This is a genomic window from Caulobacter sp. SLTY (assembly GCF_009905535.1).
GTDB lineage: Bacteria > Pseudomonadota > Alphaproteobacteria > Caulobacterales > Caulobacteraceae > Caulobacter.
Genome location: NZ_JAAALA010000004.1, coordinates 127,497 through 145,824, shown reverse-complemented (window position 1 = coordinate 145,824; position 18,328 = coordinate 127,497). Strand labels below are relative to the sequence as shown.

The 18,328-nt window shown below is 68.8% G+C and carries 16 protein-coding genes and 1 tRNA gene; 7 read left to right on the top strand and 10 right to left on the bottom strand.

What is annotated here, in order from left to right:
* Positions 1–2: 2 nt before the first annotated feature.
* Positions 3–353 carry a YciI family protein gene (locus tag GVN21_RS03720; RefSeq protein WP_166573363.1) on the bottom strand — a complete coding sequence of 117 codons (351 nt, stop codon included), beginning with the start codon at positions 351–353 and terminating at the stop codon, positions 3–5.
* Between the two features lie 268 nt (positions 354–621).
* Between GVN21_RS03720 and GVN21_RS03715 the strand changes: the two genes are divergently transcribed.
* Complete coding sequence (locus tag GVN21_RS03715) at positions 622–2,109, top strand: amidohydrolase family protein (RefSeq protein ID WP_166573362.1); 1,488 nt, start codon at positions 622–624, stop codon at positions 2,107–2,109.
* Positions 2,110–2,248: 139 nt separating this feature from the next.
* Here GVN21_RS03715 and GVN21_RS03710 read toward each other — a convergent pair whose 3' ends face one another.
* Entirely contained in the window at positions 2,249–3,250 is a 1,002-nt protein-coding gene (locus GVN21_RS03710) for a glycosyltransferase family 9 protein (protein ID WP_166573361.1), read from the bottom strand.
* A gap of 62 nt (positions 3,251–3,312) precedes the next feature.
* Between GVN21_RS03710 and GVN21_RS03705 the strand changes: the two genes are divergently transcribed.
* The gene (locus GVN21_RS03705; RefSeq protein WP_166573360.1) at positions 3,313–4,104 is read left to right on the top strand and encodes a folate-binding protein YgfZ; all 792 of its coding nucleotides are present in this window, start codon (positions 3,313–3,315) and stop codon (positions 4,102–4,104) included.
* Positions 4,105–4,107: 3 nt separating this feature from the next.
* Here GVN21_RS03705 and GVN21_RS03700 read toward each other — a convergent pair whose 3' ends face one another.
* Both GVN21_RS03700 and ptsP read right to left on the bottom strand, forming a co-directional pair.
* Positions 4,108–5,085 (bottom strand): RodZ domain-containing protein, encoded by a 978-nt coding sequence (locus tag GVN21_RS03700; RefSeq protein ID WP_166573359.1) that lies wholly within the window; start codon positions 5,083–5,085, stop codon positions 4,108–4,110.
* A 185-nt stretch (positions 5,086–5,270) separates the two neighbouring features.
* Positions 5,271–7,535: a phosphoenolpyruvate--protein phosphotransferase gene (ptsP, locus tag GVN21_RS03695; protein WP_166573358.1), complete on the bottom strand. Its 2,265-nt coding sequence runs from the start codon at positions 7,533–7,535 to the stop codon at positions 5,271–5,273.
* Between the two features lie 205 nt (positions 7,536–7,740).
* On the opposite strand from ptsP, the gene GVN21_RS03690 reads away from it, so the two are divergent.
* The 3 genes from GVN21_RS03690 (at position 7,741) to GVN21_RS03680 (ending at position 10,663) form a co-directional block, all read left to right on the top strand.
* Positions 7,741–8,481, top strand: coding sequence for a hypothetical protein (locus GVN21_RS03690; protein WP_166573357.1), 741 nt, complete (start codon positions 7,741–7,743; stop codon positions 8,479–8,481).
* Between the two features lie 117 nt (positions 8,482–8,598).
* The gene (locus tag GVN21_RS03685) at positions 8,599–9,936 is read left to right on the top strand and encodes an MFS transporter (protein ID WP_166573356.1); all 1,338 of its coding nucleotides are present in this window, start codon (positions 8,599–8,601) and stop codon (positions 9,934–9,936) included.
* 4 nt (positions 9,937–9,940) lie between these two features.
* A complete protein-coding gene (locus GVN21_RS03680) occupies positions 9,941–10,663 on the top strand; it encodes a DUF599 family protein (protein ID WP_346764215.1) in 723 nt (240 codons plus the stop codon).
* 12 nt (positions 10,664–10,675) lie between these two features.
* Here the strand turns inward: GVN21_RS03680 and GVN21_RS03675 are convergent, their stop codons facing one another.
* Entirely contained in the window at positions 10,676–11,020 is a 345-nt protein-coding gene (locus GVN21_RS03675; protein WP_166573355.1) for an MmcQ/YjbR family DNA-binding protein, read from the bottom strand.
* A complete protein-coding gene (gene msrA, locus GVN21_RS03670) occupies positions 11,017–11,670 on the bottom strand; it encodes a peptide-methionine (S)-S-oxide reductase MsrA (protein WP_166573354.1) in 654 nt (217 codons plus the stop codon). The genes GVN21_RS03675 and msrA overlap by 4 nt, the downstream gene beginning before the upstream one ends.
* A 168-nt stretch (positions 11,671–11,838) precedes the next feature.
* Here msrA and GVN21_RS03665 point away from each other — a divergent pair.
* Positions 11,839–11,928, top strand: a tRNA-Ser gene (locus GVN21_RS03665).
* A gap of 4 nt (positions 11,929–11,932) precedes the next feature.
* A complete protein-coding gene (locus tag GVN21_RS03660; protein WP_166573353.1) occupies positions 11,933–13,921 on the top strand; it encodes a phytase in 1,989 nt (662 codons plus the stop codon).
* Positions 13,922–13,987: 66 nt separating this feature from the next.
* Here the strand turns inward: GVN21_RS03660 and GVN21_RS03655 are convergent, their stop codons facing one another.
* The 4 genes from GVN21_RS03655 to GVN21_RS03640 are packed head-to-tail and all read right to left on the bottom strand — an operon-like array spanning position 13,988 to position 18,328.
* On the bottom strand, positions 13,988–14,716 hold the full coding sequence (locus tag GVN21_RS03655) for a sugar phosphate isomerase/epimerase (RefSeq protein WP_166573352.1): 729 nt from the start codon (positions 14,714–14,716) through the stop codon (positions 13,988–13,990).
* On the bottom strand, positions 14,716–16,410 hold the full coding sequence (locus tag GVN21_RS03650) for a GMC family oxidoreductase (RefSeq protein ID WP_166573351.1): 1,695 nt from the start codon (positions 16,408–16,410) through the stop codon (positions 14,716–14,718). Before GVN21_RS03650 ends, GVN21_RS03655 begins: the two co-directional genes overlap by 1 nt.
* On the bottom strand, positions 16,410–17,183 hold the full coding sequence (locus tag GVN21_RS03645) for a TIM barrel protein (RefSeq protein WP_166573350.1): 774 nt from the start codon (positions 17,181–17,183) through the stop codon (positions 16,410–16,412). Before GVN21_RS03645 ends, GVN21_RS03650 begins: the two co-directional genes overlap by 1 nt.
* The gene (locus tag GVN21_RS03640) at positions 17,180–18,328 is read right to left on the bottom strand and encodes a Gfo/Idh/MocA family oxidoreductase (protein ID WP_205689908.1); all 1,149 of its coding nucleotides are present in this window, start codon (positions 18,326–18,328) and stop codon (positions 17,180–17,182) included. The genes GVN21_RS03645 and GVN21_RS03640 overlap by 4 nt, the downstream gene beginning before the upstream one ends.

Genomic DNA, 18,328 nt, shown 5'->3' with positions numbered 1-18,328 from the left:
GATCAGTAGGTCATCACCGGGCGGACTTCGACCTTACCGCCCTCGACCACCGGCATGCGGCGAGCCCAGGCGATGGCCGCGTCGAGGTCGGCGACGTCGAGCAGGTAGTAGCCGCCCAGCTGCTCATGGGTCTCGGCGAAGGGGCCGTCATGCAGCGTCTGGGCGCCGCCCGCGCCGGTGACGATCGTGGTGGCGGTGGCCACCCCCTCCAGCCCGTCGCCGCCGAGCAGGACGCCGGCCTCGCGCATCTCCGCGCTGAGAGCCATGTGCTTGGCGACCACCTCGGTCAGGGCGGTTTCGTTGAGGCCCGCGTACTTCTCTTCCGGTTCGTAGATCAGGACCATGTACTGCATGTCGCCCTCCAACGGCGCTGTGACGCCAGCCCAGCGCAGGCGTCTGATAGCACAGACGGGCGGGCGGCAAGGGATTCGACAGGGCCGGTCATTTTCCCGCGAGGATTTTTTGCCGCGATCACCCGCGCCTTTCGCCCGCCCCGATTCTTCGATAGGCTGATCTTTCAGAACACAAATCAAAGCGTGCGTGCAGGCGATCGGCCCGATGGGGCCTTCTCCGGCCACGTTTTCGCGCGGGCGCCGCGGCGTCCGAAGCTGGAGAGTCGCCGTGACCAACGCCCAGTCCCTCGAACTGCTTGCCTTCGATTTCCGCTCCGGGGGCCGCACCCGGGTGCTGGTCAGCGCCGGGTCGCCAGCCGACAAGGAGCGGCTGTTGCCGGCCATCCGCCAGCTGCAGGAGCTGAACGCGGGCATCTACGCCACGCCCGGCACCTACCGGTTCCTGAAGGAGAAGGGGATCGACAGCCAGGAGGTCAACAAGATCAGCGATGGGCGCACCCCCAACATCCTGACCTTCCTCAACGAGGAGCGGTTCGACCTGGTGATCAACATCCTCACCGGCGACCGCGACTATGACGAGGCGTCGGACGTGAAGCTGATCCGCAGCCTGGCGGTGCGCAACATGAGCCCGCTGGTCACCGACGTGGACGTGGCCATCGAGACCCTGGCGCAGGTGGTGAGCCGGGCGCGCAGCGGGGCCAACCGCTACAAGCTGAACGATGCGTCGGAGCCCTGGAACCTGGAGCGGGCGTTTAAGGAACAGGTCGGGCCGCTGGGTGGCCTCGCCAGCCATCACGCCCACCTCGACAAGGCCTATCTGATCACCAAGGAGTACCTGAAGCTCAGTCAGGTCGACATGCAGTACAAGTGGAAGCTCTATCGGAACCTGAAAGAGAGCTACACGATGGAGACCCTGGTCGAGCGCATCGGCCGCGGCGTCGAGATGATGATCGCCCAGGGGATGACCTACAGCCGCACCATGGTCGACGCCGACAGCATCGTCGGCCTGCTGCCGGTCAAGGCGGCGATGGAGGTCAAGAAGCGCTACGAGGGCCAGATCGTCTTCGAGGTGGGTGTGCAGCCGCTGGAGGGCGTTCTCGATAGCGCCACCTATGAGCAGTACCACGAGGCCTGCGAGCTGGCCGACTATTGCGGCGGCCTGCCCTCCCGGGACAGCGACAAGACCCGGGCCGAGACCGGCGTCCGCGACCTGGAGAAGGCCGCCGAGCATATGGACGTGATCCTGAAGCTGGCCAAGAAGCTGGGCAAATGCGTCGACGTCCACGTCGACCAGGAGAACAATCCCGAGGAAATCGAGACCGAGATGCTGGCGATGAAGACCATCGAGCACGGCATGCAGGGCCGGGTGTTCGGGGTCCACGCCATCTCGGTGAGCGCCAAGGAAGAGGAAGAGCAGGACCGCATCATCGCCAAGGTGAAGGAAGCGGACATGGGCATCATCATCTGCCCCTCGGCGGCGATCAGCATGAAGCAGCTGCCGATGCAGGCCCCGCTGCACAACTCCATCGCCCCGTACGTGAAGATGAAGGAAGCGGGGGTCCGCACCTACTTCGGCATCGACAACATCCACGACCTGTTCATGCCGATCGTCGACGGGGATGCCTGGACCGAGGCGCGGATCTTCATGGAGGCGGTGCGCTTCTACGACATCGACGCGGTGGCCGAATGGGCGTGCGCCAAGACGCCGGACCAGGCGGAGAAGGTGGCGCAGCTGCTGCGGCGGCGGGCGGCTTAGCGGCCCTCCCACATCCGTCATCCTAGGCCTTGTGCCTAGGACCCATGGCGCAGCCGCCGCGAACGGATGCCCTAGAGGCGCTGCCGCGCCTCCATCCCACGGTTCGTGCAAGCGGACGAATGGGTCCTAGGCACAAGGCCTAGGATGACGGGGATTGGGCCGGCGCGAGTGGGGGTTCGGTTTCCCGCAGCAGCTCAATCGCCGCCTCCAGCACCGGTTCGACCTTCAGGTCCATCATGTGGCCGATGGTCTGGTTGAGGCCGGGGTCGACCTCCTTGAACTGTTCGAAGGCGCGCGGGCCGCGGACCACACGACCGTGCGGTCCCCAGGGGGCGTAGAGGCGATCGTCCGACGGCCCGAACAGGCCGATGGTCGGGCAGCCGGCGGCGGCGGCCAGGTGCATCAGGCCGCTGTCGTTGCCGATGAACAGCCGGGCGCGCTTAAGGGCGGCATGGACGCTGAGCAGGTCCAGCTTGCCGGTCAGGTCCAGGCAGTGGGCCTTGGGAACCGAGCGGCGCAGGTCGTCGACGTAGCGGATGTCCTCGGGGCCGCCGAAGATCACCAGCCGGCCGCCCGCCATGGGGCCGTCGTCGGCCAGCAGGCGGTTGGCCGTGCTCGAGAACCGGTCGATCGGCCAGGTCTTACCGAACCAGTTGGCGGCCGGGCCCATGGCCAGGATCGGGCCGCCCTCGCCCAGCAGGGCGTCAACCTCGGCCTGGCGTTCGTCGGAGACATAGAGATAGGGCGCTGGCGGGTCGTCCTCGAGGCCGAGCAGCCGGGCGGCCTCAAGCACCTTGTGGACCGGCTCGCCGAGGTTCCGCTTATGCACCGCCCGGCGCTGACGACGAAGGAAGCCGGTGATGGCCGAGCCACGGGTGTCGATGACCAGCCCCCAGGCCGTGCCGCGCACCTGGTTCCAAAGCTTGAACCAGTGGCCGCTGCCCTTCTGCTTCTCAAAGAGGATCAGGGCGTCGAGATTGGGCGTATCGGCGAACAGCGGCGCGGCGGCCGGGCCGACCGCGATGGTGAAGCGGGCGCCGGGAACCTCACGCGCCAGCTTGGCGATCAGGCCTGAGGTTAGGACGGCGTCGCCGATGCGGCCGGGGCCAATGAACAGAATCGGAAAGGGCTTGGGGGCCATTTGGCGGAAGATAGCCCGGATGACCCTGGCGCTCCAGGCGAGGCGCAGCCACTTATGGACGCATGTCGCGACTCTCTCACTTGACCCTGACCGACCGCGCCCTCGTTTCGGTGACCGGCGAGGACTGGCGAAGCTTCCTGCAGGGGCTTCTGACCCAGGACGTCGAGACCCTGAGCCAGGGCGAGCTGCGTTATGGCGCGCTGTTGACACCGCAAGGGCGGCTGCTGGTCGACCTGTTCATTCTCGGTGCCGAGGGGGGCGCCCTGCTCGACGTGGCGGCCGACAGGCGGGACGACCTGATCCGGCGGCTGACGATGTATCGCCTGCGGGCCAAGGCTCAGATCGCCCCTCGGGAGGGGCGCCCGGCGGTGGCGTTCGGTGAGGGCGACCCCGGACCTGGCTGGATCGCCGACCCCCGGCTCCCGGCGCTGGGCTGGCGGTGCTACGAGCCGACCGGGGATGATGCGACGGCCGGCGAGTGGATCGACCGCCGGATGGCCCTGGCTGTGCCGGACATGGCCGACTTCGGCGAGGACAAGACCTATCCGATCGAGGCCAACCTCGACCTGTTGAACGCCATCGACTTCAAGAAGGGCTGTTTCGTCGGGCAGGAGACGACCAGCCGGATGAAGCGGCGCGGCCAGGTGAAGAGCCGAATGCTGCCGCTGCGGGTCGAGGGCGCGACGGCCGGGGCCGAGGTGTTGAACGGCGAGCTGCGGGCCGGGGTGGTGACATCGGCGGGCGAGGGGTTGGCGCTGGGCCTGATGCGGCTGGACCGGATCGACGGGGCCTTGACCGTGGATGGGCGGCCGGCGGCCGTGGAGCCGCCGGACTGGATCAAGCGCGCGATCTGAGCCCTAAGGAACCGGCTTGGGAACCAGCGCGTCCGCCTTGCTGACCGTCGCCGGCAGAGGGCCGGTGTAGCGGCCGGCGACGAAGACGTCGAAGACGGCCGGGTCGGAAACAGTGATGCTGAGCCCCTTGAGCGCCGGCACGCGGTAGGCTTCGCCGGCCTGCAACACGCGGGTGAAGTAGCTGGAGCCATCGGCGCCGCGCACCTCGAAGACGCCGTTGCGGCGGGCCTGGATGACCACCTGGGTGGCGCCGGGGCCGGCGGGCGCGCCAAGAATGGCGCCTTGGGGCTTGAACACCGAGCCGACCGGCATGCTGGGCAGCACCGGTTGGGCCGCTTCGGTGGCCTTGCGGGCCTTGGCGGCGGCGTCCACCGCGTCGGCGGAGCCGTCGGTGCTGTTGGCCAGGCCGGGGGTCTCGTAGAGCGGCGGGGTGGTGGATTCCACCGGCGGCGGCAGGGCGCCGCCGACCTGGATCGGACCACCGCCGTCCGACGATGGCGCGGCAGCCGGCGCGGCCGCGGCGATGGTCGGCTTGTGTGGGGCGGCCTGAGCGGTGATCGCCCGCTGGGCGATGTTCCACAGCACGAAGGCGGCGAAGACCAGGATACCGGCAATAAGGATCAGGCTGAGGCGGGAATCCCGCTGCTTGCGCATACCGACCGGGGCGCGCAGGCCCTCCTCGTGATCGGGATGCTCCTGGCGGAAGCGCTCGACCGCCGCGTCGGCGTCGAGGCCCAGGTGCTTGGCGTAGGCTTTCACATAGCCGATGGCGAACGGCCGCGAGGGCAGCTCCTCCAGCCGCATGTCCTCGAGGGCCGCGAGATAGGTCTGGCGGATGCGGGTGGCGTCGGCCAGGTCCTGCAGGGTGACGCCATGGAATTCGCGCACGGCCTTCAGGGCCGCGCCGATGTCGGCCCCATCGTAGAGGCCAGGCACGTCGCTCAGCGGCGCCGTAGGATCGTATTCGCCCGGTCGGTACAATGACGTAATCCCGGTATCCCGCGCCATGGCTAAGACAGCCCCCACTCGAAACGCACCCCGGAGTTCGCGCTCGAGGCGAGACTCCCGCCGTCAACTTCCCGTAGCGCGGGAAGCATTAACGATCTTTTGTGGATAACAAAATAAAGCCCGGATTTCAATGCAGTAACCCCCGCCGTGGTCAAACGTCACACGGCCACATACAATTTCCGGGCCAGGGTCTCGATCTCGTTCCGGATCGATCCCGCCGCGCCTTTTATGAGGGCGTTGACGCCACGGGAAGCGGCTTCTCTGTCGCAGCTCAGCACCATCTGCTTCACGGGACCGATGCCGGCCGGCGGCATCGACAGCCGGTCGAAGCCGAGCGCGGTCAGGGCGAACGCCTCTAGCGGCCGGCCGGCCATTTCGCCACAAACAGATACCGGCGTTCCCGTTTCGGCACAGGCCGACTGAATCATCTTCAGCGCGCGCAGGGCCGGGGGCGACAGCGGGTCGTAGCGGTCGGCGACGCGGGGGTTCCCCCGGTCGGCAGCGAACAGGTACTGCATCAGGTCGTTGGTGCCGACACTGACGAAGTCGGTCATCGGCAGCAGGGCGTCCAGGTGCCAGACCAGCGAGGGCGCCTCGATCATCGCCCCGACGTCCAGGCGGCTGGGAGCCGGGCGGCCGCGGCGCAGGGCCCAGCTGACCTCGTTGTCGACCATGGCGCGGGCGGCGCGGAACTCATCGACGCTGGCGACCAGCGGGAACATGATCCGCAGCGGCCGGCCCTTGGAGGCCCAGATCAGCGCGCGCAGCTGCATCTTCAGCAGGGCCGGGCGATCCAGCCCCATGCGCACGGCGCGCCAGCCCAGCGCCGGGTTCTCCTCCCGCTCCGCCTCCATGTAGGGCAGCAGCTTGTCACCCCCCAGGTCCAGGGTGCGGAAGGTGACCGGCAGGCCGTCGGCGGCGTCGAACACCTTTTGATAGAGCGCCGTCTGGGCTTCCAGCCGGGGTAGCTCCTCGGCGACCATGAACTGGAATTCGGTGCGGAACAGGCCGATGCCCTCTGCGCCGGTCTCCCGCAGGATGTCGAGGTCCATGGCCAGGCCGGCGTTCATCAGCAAGGTCACCTTGTGACCGTCGCGCGTGAAGGCCGGGGTGTCGCGCAGCTTGGCGAACTCGGCCTTGCGCTGGGTGCGCACCTCCAGCCGGGCGTTCAGCGCCTTGATGACGTCGGGTCGGGGCCGCAGGAAGGCCTCGCCACTCTCGGCGTCGACGATCACCGGGTCACCCTGGTTGATCCGGTCTCGTAAGGACGCCAGGCGGCCGACGCAGGGGATATCCAGCGCCCGGGCGACGATGGCTGCGTGACTGGCCGTCGAGCCCTCTTCCAGCAGGATGCCCTTCAGCCGGGTGCGGTCGTATTCCAGCAGGTCGGCGGGGCCGAGGTTACGTGCGATCAGGATCGCGTCATGCGGCAGCTCGCGCTTGACGTCCACGTCCCCGGCCAGATGGCGCAGCAGCCGGTCGTTGAGGTCCTCCAGGTCATGGAGGCGCTCACGCAGATAGGGGTCCTTGGCCTTGCCCAGCCGGGCGCGGTGTTCCGAGCGCACCCGCTCGACCGCCGCCTCGGCGCTGAGGCCCGAACGCACAGCCTCTTCAAGCGAGCGGTTCCAGCCCCGGTCGTGGGCGAACATCCGGTAGGTTTCCAGCACCTCGTAGGAGGCGCCGATCAGCCCGCCCTCGCCCTCCAGCAGATGGTCGATCTGGCTCTGCAAGGCGGCGATGGCCGTCTTCAGCCGCGCTTCCTCGGCCACCGGGTCTTCGCTGAGCAGATGACCGACGGCCACCGGTTGCTCGTGCAGCACCGCCACACCGAAGGCGAGCCCGTCGGCGAACTTGGCGCCCTTCAGCCGTTCGGGCCGATGGGGCGCGATCTCGACGTCGCGGAGCTCGGCCTCGCCCAGGATGTCGCCGGAGCCGACCAGCTCGGCCAGCACCATGGCGATGATCTGCAGGTCCTCGACCTCTTCCTCGCTGTAGGTGCGGGTCGTGGCGTTCTGGACCACCAGCACCCCGATCGCCCGGCCGCCGCGCAGCAGCGGCACACCGAGGAAGGCATGGTAGGGGTCTTCCCCCGTTTCCGGGCGATAGGCGAAGGCCGGGTGGTTCGGGGCGTCGGACAGGTTCAGCGGCCGGCCCTGGCGCACGATCTCGCCGACCAGGCCCTCGCCTGCCTTGAGGCGGGTGACGTGAACGGCCTCGCGGGCCAGGCCCTCGGTGGCGAAAAGCTCCAGGTCGTTGTGCGAACGGCGCAGATAGATCGAGCAGACCTCGGCCACCATCGAGCGGGCGATGATCCGCACGACCATGTCGAGCTTGGCCTGGGCCGGCCCGGCCCCGGCCATCGCTTCCCGGATCTGCTTCAGGAGACCGCGTGAACCGCGGACTGCCAGGCCGGTGGGGCCCATGTTCTTGTTAACTCCCGTCTTAGGCCAAGTGTTGTATCAGACTTTCCGTGAGGGAACGGTGACCAATGCGACCTGTTGGCGCGGAAGCCACAAACCGCCGCGTTTGGAGGCGTAAAGCGCTCTCGCGGGGCTGGCGTTTTGCACAGGGCGTGGTAGCTGTAACGTTGATCGTCCAGACGTGCGGACGAAGGTGGGGACTGAATTGATGCTGTTCGACGACGAATACGCCTACGGCCGCTGGGGGAACGACGGCCTGGGCTCGCTTGAAGACCTGATCGGCGGCCCGAGTCGCTACGATGCCGGCGAGATCGTGATCGTCGGCCGGGTGCCGGGCGCCCTCTATGTCGGCGACTTCAGCGAATACGAGCTCGGCCTTGAGCATATCCAGCCGCTGGAAGCGGCGCAGGGCGCGCTCAACACCATTTCGTTCGACCAGAACGACCTCGGCGACAATTCCGAGCTGACCTTGGTCGAACTGCCGCCGCCCGCCGAGCCCGAAGGCGACCAGGACGCCGCCGCCCCGGCCGTGACGGTCGAGGAAGACGCGCCAGCCGCCCTGACCCGCACGGTGTCCGAGAAGACCGAAGAGCCGCTGGTGCTCATCAACCAGGACGCCGGCGAACCGCTGGCCGGCGCGCTGGGCGACATCGACCTGACCGATTTCGGCCGTCCGGTGATCGACTTCACCCCGGTGGCGCCGGTGATCACCGCCACCGCCCCGGACATGACCGGCGGCGAACAGCCCGGCCCCGTTCTGACCGGCGGCCGCGCCTACCAGTCGCTGGCCTTCCTGCTGATCGACACGCCCTATGTGGTGGGCGACGACAACCTGCCCCCGACCGTCCGTCCGCCGCTGAACGCCCTGCTGGGCCTGCCGGACGAGGACGATATCGGCCAGACCTGGATCCTGCCCTCCACCGGCCGGGGCGCCTGGATCCTCCGCTAAGCGTGGATCCAACGGTTTCGAGAGCGCCGGCCTTCGGGCCGGCGTTTTTCGTTTGGGGTAACCCCCTCCCCTTTCGCCCAAGGCTCGCCTAACCTCCTCCAAAATAAGGGGAGTGGGATGAGCGCGACTGAAACGGGGGCCGACGCCCAGCTGCCGCCGGAGGCCGCGCGGCCCGGGCTCACGCCGCTGCAGCGGCTGCGCGCCATCCTCGGCGGGTCGGCGGGCAATCTGGTCGAATGGTACGATTGGTTCGCCTATTCGGCCTTCGCCATCTATTTCGCCAAGATCTTCTTCCCCGAGGGGGACCAGACCGCCCAGTACATGAAGACCGCCGTGGTCTTCGCCGTCGGATTCGGGGCGCGGCCGCTCGGCGCCTGGCTGATGGGGATGTATGCCGACAAGGCTGGGCGCAAGGCGGCGTTGACCCTGTCCGTTGCGATGATGTGCGTCGGCTCGCTGATCATCGCCTTGACCCCCGGCCATGCGCAGATCGGCGAGGCGGCGGCCTACATCCTGGTGATCGCCCGGCTGCTGCAGGGCCTTTCGGTGGGCGGCGAGTACGGCGCCAGCGCCACCTATATGAGCGAGATGGCCGGCAAGGCCCGGCGCGGCTTCTGGTCCAGCTTCCAGTACGTGACCCTGATCATGGGTCAGCTGATGGCGGCTCTGGTGCTGGTGGTGCTGCAACAGACCATGGACAAGGCCGATCTCGCCGCCTGGGGCTGGCGCATCCCCTTCTTCATCGGGGCGGGCCTGGCCGTCGTGGTGTTCTGGATGCGGCGGAGCATGGAGGAGAGCGCCAGCTTCGAGGCCGCGAAGGCCGAGGGCCTGCCGCGTGGGCGGACCATGCTGCTGTTCCTGAAGTTCCCGAAGGAGACGCTGGCGATCATGGGGCTGACCGCCGCCGGCTCGCTCGGCTTCTATGCCTACACCACCTACATGCTGAAGTTCCTGGAGAACACGGCCGGCTTCAGCAAGGAGGCGGCCGGGGCGATCAACCTGGCTACCCTGGTGGTGTTCATGCTGATCCAGCCGCTGTTCGGCTGGCTGTCGGACCGGCTGGGGCGCAAGCGGATGCTGGTCATCGCTTTCGGCGGCGGGGCGCTGGCATCCGTGCCGGTGTTCAGCCTGATCGCCGCCAGCGGCGGCAACCCCTTTGCGGCGTTCGGCCTGATCCTGGCCGCCCTGACCGTCCAGTCGGCCTACACCTCGATCAGCGCGGTGGTGAAGGCCGAGCTGTTCCCCGCCCATGTGCGGGCGCTGGGCGTGGCCCTCCCCTACGCCATCGGCAACGCCGCCTTCGGGGGCACGGCCGAAATGGTCGCCCTGTGGTTCAAGCAACAGGGTATGGAGAGCGGCTTCTACTGGTATGTGGCAGCCGTCATGGTGGTGGCGCTGGGCATCTCGGCCCTGCTGCGCGACACCCAGAAGACCAGCTTGATCAAGGAGGACTGACGCCGTGGGCATTCCGATACCGGACCTGGCCGCGCTCGCCTTCTTCATCCTCTGCTGGGTCTTCTACGAGCCGGCCCTGCGGGCCCTGCGGGGGCCGGGCGGGGTGTTGAACAGCGACATGGCCCGGGTGCGGGTCGCCTGGATGCTGGAGATGAGCCGCCGCGAGAGCAGGTTCATGGACGGCCAGTTGCTCGGCCACGCCCTCAACTCGGCCAGCTTCTTCGCCAGCTCCAACCTGCTTTTGATCGCGGCGGCGGCGGGGGTGCTGTTCGGCGGCGAGGACAGCTTCGCCTCGGTCTCTTCCCTGGACGTCATCCGCACCAGCACCCGGTTGCTGTTCGAGATCCAGCTGGCCGTGGTGCTTGTCACCCTGTCGCGCGGCCTGCTCGACTTCATCTGGTCGATCCGCCAGATGAATTACACCCTGACCATCGTCGGGGCCGCGCCGGAATCGCCCGAAGGCGGACCGCCGGCCGACCCGGCGGTGGTCGACGCGGTCGCCCAGGCGGCGGCGCGGGTGCTGAACGGCTCTCTGACCGCCTTCAACGCGGGAGTTCGCGGCTACTACTTCGCCCTGGCGGCGGCCGCCTGGATGTTCGGCCCCGTGGCCTTTGCCGGCGCCACCCTTGGGGCGGTGCTGCTGCTGGCCTGGCGTCAGACCTACAGCCCCGCGGCGATGGCGGTGCGCGAACTGCGCAAGACCCTCGACCAGAGCGGGCGGGAGTAGCCCGTCGTCGGCTCAGCCGACGCCGAGTTCGGCCCGCAGCTTCTTGGTCAATTTGGCTGCGACCAGGCCGTGGGCAGACGTGAGCCAACCTTCCACCTCGGCGGCATTTTGCGCTTCGAGCGAGGCGAACCAGACCCATTTGGCCTTCGCCAGATAGGGGGCCGGGCTGCCGCGCCCTGTCTCGGTCAGAACCTCGAAGGCGATGTCGCTGGCCTTGAACGAGAAATTGTCCGCCGCCGGCCCGTAGACGGCGAACATCTTGCCGCCGACTTTGTAGACGTGGTCGTCGCCCCACTGGACGTCCATGGTCACGCCCGGCAACGCGCGGCAGGCCTTGTCGAAGGCCTCAGGGGTCAAGCCTCAACCCCCAGGCCGATCGGGCACTCCACGCCGGTGCCGCCGATGCCGCAGTAGCCGCCGGGGTTCTTGGCCAGGTACTGCTGGTGGTAGTCCTCGGCGTAGTAGAAGGGGCCGGCCTCGGCGATCTCGGTGGTGATCGCACCCCTGCCGGCGGCCGACAGGGCCTGGGCATAGGCTTCCTTCGAGGCCACCGCGGCGGCGGCCTGGGCGTCGTTCTGCGGGTAGATGCCCGAGCGATACTGGGTGCCGATGTCGCCGCCCTGGCGCATGCCCTGGGTCGGGTCATGGTTTTCCCAGAAGGCCTTCAGCAGCGCCTCATAGGTGACGACCCTGGGGTCGTAGACCACCAGCACCGCCTCGGTATGGCCGGTGCGGCCCGAGCAGACCTCGTCATAGGTAGCGTTGGGGGTAAAGCCGGCGACGTAACCCACGGCGGTCGAATAGACCCCTGGGATCTGCCAGAAGATTCGCTCCACGCCCCAGAAGCAGCCCATGGCGAACACCGCCGTCTCCAGCCCTTCGGGCCAGGGGCCGTGCAGCGGGCGGCCGTTGACGAAGTGGCGCTCGTGCTCGCCGAGCACCGGCTGGGCCCGGCCCGGCAGGGCGGTATCGGCGGTGGGCATTTCCGAGGACTTCTTGAAGAACATGGCGAGGCTCCGGCGGATCGATCGACGCCTAAGATAGGACGTCCCGCGACCGATTTCACCCAATCCATAAGTCCGCTTGCTCCGAAGGGCGCCCTGAGTATATTGCGCGCCTTCCCGCGCCGGGGGCTGAAGAGCTCCAGCGGCGCAGCGCACGCCCTCGCGGCATGCGGTGAGGTGGCCGAGTGGTTGAAGGCGCACGCCTGGAACGCGTGTATAGGGGAAACTCTATCGAGGGTTCGAATCCCTCTCTCACCGCCAGCCGGTGCGCTATCCTGCCCGCGCGCTGGCGGGAACGGCGTTTGCCCAGGCCGCGCCGCCGGTCGCCGTGGCTCCGGTGGGCCAGACCGCCCCGACCACCCGCAACGACGCCAACGCCGGCGCCCTGATCTTCGACGCCGATGGAACGGTGCGTATCGCCGGCAGCGGAGGACTGAGCGGCATCGAGCTCTATGACGCCGCCGGCGCGCGGCTGTCGGCCACGCCGGCCGGCGAGGTGGTCAGCGTCGATGTCCGCTACAACGTGCCGCTCGGCGGACAGTCGGTGACGGTCCTTGGCGCCATGGACGCCCAGGGCGCCAAGATGCGCTTCTTCACCGTCGAGTCGGGCCTGACCGAGGTCGGCGCCCGCGAGTTGCCCGCCGGCCTGTCGGCCGAGGCCTCCTGCCTCTACAAGAGCCCGCTGGACGGCAGCCTCTATATGTTCGCCCTCGGCGCGGCCGGGGAGATCGAGCAGTGGTCGATCTTCGACAATGGTCAGGGCAAGCTCGACGGCCGCCTCGTCCGCAAGCTGAACATCGCCTCCGAAGCCAGCTACTGCACCGTCGATGACGCCAGCGGCGCCCTCTATGTCTCCGAACAGGCGGTCGGAGTCTGGAAGTTCGACGCTGAGCCGGAAGCCGAAACCATCCCGATGCTGATCGACGCGGTGCGGCTGGGCCGGATCACCGAGGAGGTCGGCGGCGTGGCCGTGGTCGATCAGGGTCCGGGCGCGCGATACCTGATCGTATCGAATGCCTCGGCGAACAATTTCCACGTCTTCGACCGCGAGGCCGACCACGGCTATCGCGGAACCTTCGCCGCCGCCGGGGTCGAGAACGCCGGCGGCCTGGCTGCGGGCAAGGGCCTGCTGCTGGCCATGGACGACGAGAACGAGGGCGGCGCCAACTACAAGCTGCTGCGCTTCGCCGACGTGGCCGCGCCGCTGAATCTCGCCCTCGGCGCCCCGGCCGATCCGCGCGCGGTCCTGCCTCAGCCGATGCCGATCGTCCGGCCCACCGCCGAGACCCAGCCAGTCGGCCAGGGCGGCGACGCGGCGGACGATCCGGCCAACTGGGTCAATCCGACCGACCCGGCCCGCAGCCTGGTCATCGGCACCGACAAGCAGGCGGGCCTTGGGGTCTATGACCTGACCGGCAAGCGGCTGTCCTTCGCCGCCGACGGCAAGATGAACAACGTCGACCTGCGCGACGGCTTCATGCTGAACGGCGCCCCGGTGACCCTGGTCACCGCCAGCGACCGCACTCGCAACGCCATCGCCATCTACAGCCTCGACGGCGCCACCGGGACCCTGACCAACGTCTCCGACGGGGTGCAGGGCACAGGCCTGGGCGATCCCTATGGCCTGTGCATGTACCGGGGCAAGGGCGGCAAGACCTACGTCTACATCAACGACACCGACGGCAAGATGCGCCAATGGCGGCTGGACGGGACCAAGGCCGGCAAGGTCAAGGCCACTCTGGTCCGCGAATTTGCCTTCGCCACGCAAACGGAGGGCTGTGTCGCCGATGACGAAACCGGCTGGCTCTACGTGGCCGAGGAGGACATCGCCCTCTGGAAGCTGAACGCCGAGCCCAAGGGCCCGGAAAAGCGTAGCCAGGTGACCAGCGTCGCCAGCAACAAGGCGCTGAAGGACGACCTGGAAGGGGTCAGCCTCTACCTGCAGCCCGGCGGCAAGGGCTACATCGTCCTCTCCAGTCAAGGGAACAACAGCTACGCGCTGTTCCGCCGCGACGGCGCCCACGAGTATGTCGGCTCCTTCGCCATCGTGGCCAATGGCCCGGCCGGCATCGACGGCTCCTCGGAGACCGACGGCCTGGATGTCACCAGCCGCCCGATGGGACCGCTCTATCCCAATGGCGCCCTGGTCACCCAGGACGGCCGCAACGTCAGCCCTCCCGAGCCCCAGAACTTCAAAATCACCCCCTGGATCTCGATCGAGGAAGCCCTGAAGCTGGGCGTGGTGAAGCCCTAGTCGAGGTCAGGCCCCAGAATGGTGCGGGCGTGACGGCTCGCACCGCCAGCGGCGCTCGTCGCAAACTTAGTCGAGCGTTCGCAGATGCCCGAGGCTGGCCTCAACGCTCGGCCAGTAGGGGGCCGGCGGGAAGTCGTGTTCGACGAAGTAGTGCTGCGCGCCGGCGGTGTCGGCGGCCTGGATCAGGGCCGCGAAGTCGAAGGTTCCCTCTCCGACATCGGCCATGCCGCCATCGAGAGCCATGTCCTTGAGGTGGAGCAGCTTCACCCGTCCGGCCATCCGCTCGATGACCGCCGCCGGATCTTCGCCGCCCTTCTTGAGCCAATAGACGTCGAGCTCGAAGTCGACGAGGTCCGGGTCGGTCTCGGCCACCAGGCGGTCGAACGGCCGAACGCCGTCGGTCGTCTCGAACTCAAAATCGTGGTGGTGGTAGGCGACCCGGAGCCCCTCGTCCCGCGCCCGCCGGGCGAAGGCCCCAAGGGTCGAGATGACGGCCTGCCAGTCGCGCTGGTCGGGCAGCACATAGGGCATCACCAAGTACCGGCAGCCGAGCGTCTCGGCCATGGCCAGCACCTCGTCAGGCCGCTCAGCCATGTCGACGAGGCCCACATGGGCTGAGGGGCAATCGAGCCCGATGTCCCGCATCCGCGCGGAAAAGCCCGCGAAATCGGAGCCAAGCGGCGCGGCGAACTCCACCGCGTCGTAGCCGACCTCACGGACGCGCTCCAGCGTGCCAAGGGGGTCGGCCGCGAAGGGTTTGCGCAGGGTGTAGAGCTGAAGGCCGATCGGTCTCATCACAAGGCTCCCTGTTCCAGCAGATCGGCCGCATGGTTCGCCGTCCGGGCGGCGATGGCCATGTAGGTCAGCGACGGGTTCATCGACGCGCTGGAGGCCATCACCGAGCCGTCGGAGACGAAGAGGTTGGCCACCTCATGGGCCTGTCCCCAGCGGTTCAGCACGGAGGTGGCCGGATCGCGTCCCATGCGCGCCGTCCCCATCTCGTGGATGCGGTCGCCGGGCGGCGTCAGCTGCTCGCCGGCCTCTTCCCAGGGGGTGATGTCGGTGCAGCCGGCCGCCCGCAGCATCTCGGCTGCATCGCGCGCCGCCGCCCTCATCATCGCGGCCTCGTTTGGACCATGGGCGGCGTCGATGACCGGCACGGGCACTCCCCAGCTGTCCCGGCGGGTTTCCGACAGGGTGACGCGATTGTTCGGGTCGGGCAGCACTTCCCCGAACGGCAGCAGCGAGAAGCTCCAGCCCCGGAAGCCGGTGTCCTCCTCATCGCCGCCGGCGAACCCCTGGACGGCCCCCTCCATGCGCCGGGACCGGGCGGCGCCGCCCTGCATGCCGAAGCCGCGCAGGTAGGGCTTGTCCGTCTCGGTCACATTGCCGTAGCGCGGAATGTAGAGGCCGGTGGGCCGGTCGCGCTGGTCGTAGACGTCGCCGAAACCCGGCATCTTGCCGACGATGGGCTTGCTGCTGACGTGGTCCATCAGGTTGCGGCCGACCTGGTCGCTGCCGTTGGCCAGGCCGCGGGGAAACGCCTCCGACTTCGAGTTCAGGAGGAGGGCGGCGGTATTGATGGTCGAGGCGTTGAGGAAGACCATCCGCGCCTCGAAGGTCTCCCCTCCCTTGTCCAGCCGACGGATCGTCCGCACCCCGGTCACCCGGCCGGTCGCCGGATCGTGGATGACGCTCTCGACAATCCGATCGGTCAGGACCGTCAGATTGCCGGTGTTTTGGGCGGCCGGAAGCGTGGCGGCCTGGCTGGAGAAATAGCTGCCCAGCGGGCAGCCGTGATAGCAGCGCATATGCTGTTCGCAGCGCTTTCGGCCAAGGTCCATCTGGGGCTTGGCGACGCGGCTGAGGTGGGCGGTGCGGCCCATGATCATCCGGCGGGTCGGCCAGTCGGCCTCGATCCGGGCCTTGGCGGCCAGTTCGACGTCGTTGAACGGAAAGGCCGGCAGGAAGTCGCCGTCGGGGAGCTGTTCGAGGCCGTCGAAATCGCCGCTGATCCCGGCGAAGGCCTCGACGTGGTCGTACCAGGGCTCCAGGTCCTCATAGCGGATCGGCCAGTCGACGCCGTGGCCGTCCTGGAGGTTGGAGAGGAAATCCTGCGGCGCCCAGCGGTAGGACTGCCGCCCCCAGGTCAGCGACCGTCCGCCCAGCTGATAGCCGCGGATCCAGCGGTAGGGTCGGCCAGGCACGGTCTCGTAGGGATAGTCGTGGTCGCTGGCCCAGAAGGCCTTGTTGGAATTGAACAGGGCGTAGGAGACCCCGACGTGATAGGGGTAGTGGAGGTCTCGCTCCGCCTGCGGAATCTGGTCGTCCCGCCGCCGGAGCCCCGCCGCCTGGTCATGGCTGTAGCCCGGACCGTGGGCCACCTCGGGGCCGCGCTCGAGCAGCAGGACCTTCAAGCCCCGCTCGCAGAGCTCCTTGGCCGACCAGCCGCCGCTGATCCCGGACCCGACAACGATCGCATCGAACATCAGGCCGCCTCCGCCGGGTCTTCGAACTGGGCGAGCGCCGCCCGCAGCGCCGGGACCGGCTCGCCGCGCGGCACGAACTCGTGCCCCACCCAGCCCTGGTATCCCAGATGGCGCAGCAGCCCGGCGATGGCCGGCCAGTTGATTTCCTGCCGGTCATCCAGGTCGCGCCGGCCGGGCGCCCCGGCGGTGTGGACATGGCCGATCAGGTCGAAATGGGCGCGGATGGTTCGGCTCAGATCCCCCTCCATCAGCTGCATGTGATAGCCGTCGTAGAGCAGCCGCAGGGCCGGCGAACCCACGCCCTGGACCACCGCCGCTCCGAAGGCGGTGCGGTCGCACTGGTGGCCCGGATGGTCGACCTTGCTGTTGAGCAGCTCCATCAGCAGCCGCACCCCGGCCTGTTCGGCATGGGCCACGACCGGGGCCAGGCCCTCGATACAGGCGTCGATGGCGGGCGCGTCGGCGCCGTCGCCGATGCGGTTGCCGGAGAAGACGATCACCGCCTCGACCCCGCCGGCGGCGGCGCTGTCGATGTTGCGGCGGACCTCGTCGCTGAGGGCGGCATGCAGGGATCGATCGTTGAAGCCGCGCTCCAGGGTGTGGCCGGTCAGGGTGACCAGGGAGAGCCCCGCATCCCGCGCAACCGGCCAGAGCGGTTCCGGCAGCATCTCCACCCCCATGGCGCCCGCGGCCGCCGCCTCGCGCAGCAGCACAGCGGGCTCGACCTCACGGCCAGCCGTGAAGGACCACCAGGCAAAGCTCTGCCGGATCATGCACCCGTCTCCCCAAGCGACGTCCAGCGGCCGTCCGCCGCGGCGCTACGCACCGCCGCCTCGATGAACTGAACTCCCTGGACCCCGGCGTCCACGCCGGGCAGGTCCAGGGCCGTCGGGGGCGGCGACTGGCCGCTCCTGTGGGCCGAAACCAAGTCCGCCGCATCGGCGTAGATCCGCGCGAAGCCTTCCAGATAGCCTTCGGGATGCCCGGCCGGGATGCGGGTCGCCGCCTGCGCCGCCGCCGACAGACCGGGGCCTCCGCGCCGCAAGAGTCGCGGCGGCTCGCCCAGCGGCGTGAACCGCAGGATATCCGGATCCTCCTGCGACCACTCCAGCCCGCCGCGCTCTCCATAGAGCCGAAGCCGCAGCCCGTTCGCCGCCCCGACCGCCACCTGGCTGGCCCACAGCTGGCCGCGCGCACCACCAGCCCAGCGCAGGCGCAGTTGCACGTCATCATCCAGCACCCGCCCGGCCACGAACCGCGAAGTCTCCGCGCTGACCTGGTCCGCCGCCGCCCCCAGGACGAAGGTCGCCAGGTGGTAGGCATGGGTGGCGATGTCGCCCAGCGCGCCGCCGGGTCCGGCCTTCGCCGGATCGCCCCGCCAGTCGGCCTGCTTGTTGCCGGGCAGGGGCGCGGCCAGCCAGTCCTGCGCATACTCGGCCTGGACCACCCGGATGGCGCCCAGGTCTCCCGCCGCCACCATGGCCCGCATCTGCCGGACCATCGCATAGCCGCTGTAGTTGTGGGTCAGAACCAACGGGGTCCCGGTGCGCGCCACCGTTCCCGCCAGGTCGAGCGCATCGGCCAAGCTGGTCGTCAGCGGCTTGTCGCAGATCACGGCGATACCGGCTTCCAGGAAGGCCTGCGCCGGCGCGTGGTGCAGGTGGTTGGGGGTGACGATGGCCACCGCGTCGATTCGGTCCGGCCGGGCGCCTTCCGCCCGCGCCATCGCCTGCCAGTCGCCGTAGCAGCGGTCTTCGGCCAGGCCGAGCGACTGCCCGAACGCCCGCGAGCGTCCGGCATCGCCGCTGAACGCCCCGGCGGCCAGGGTCCAGCGGTCGTCCAGCCGGGCGGCCATGCGATGCACCGCCCCGATGAAGGCGCCCTCCCCGCCCCCGATCATGCCTAGCGCGAGGCGCAT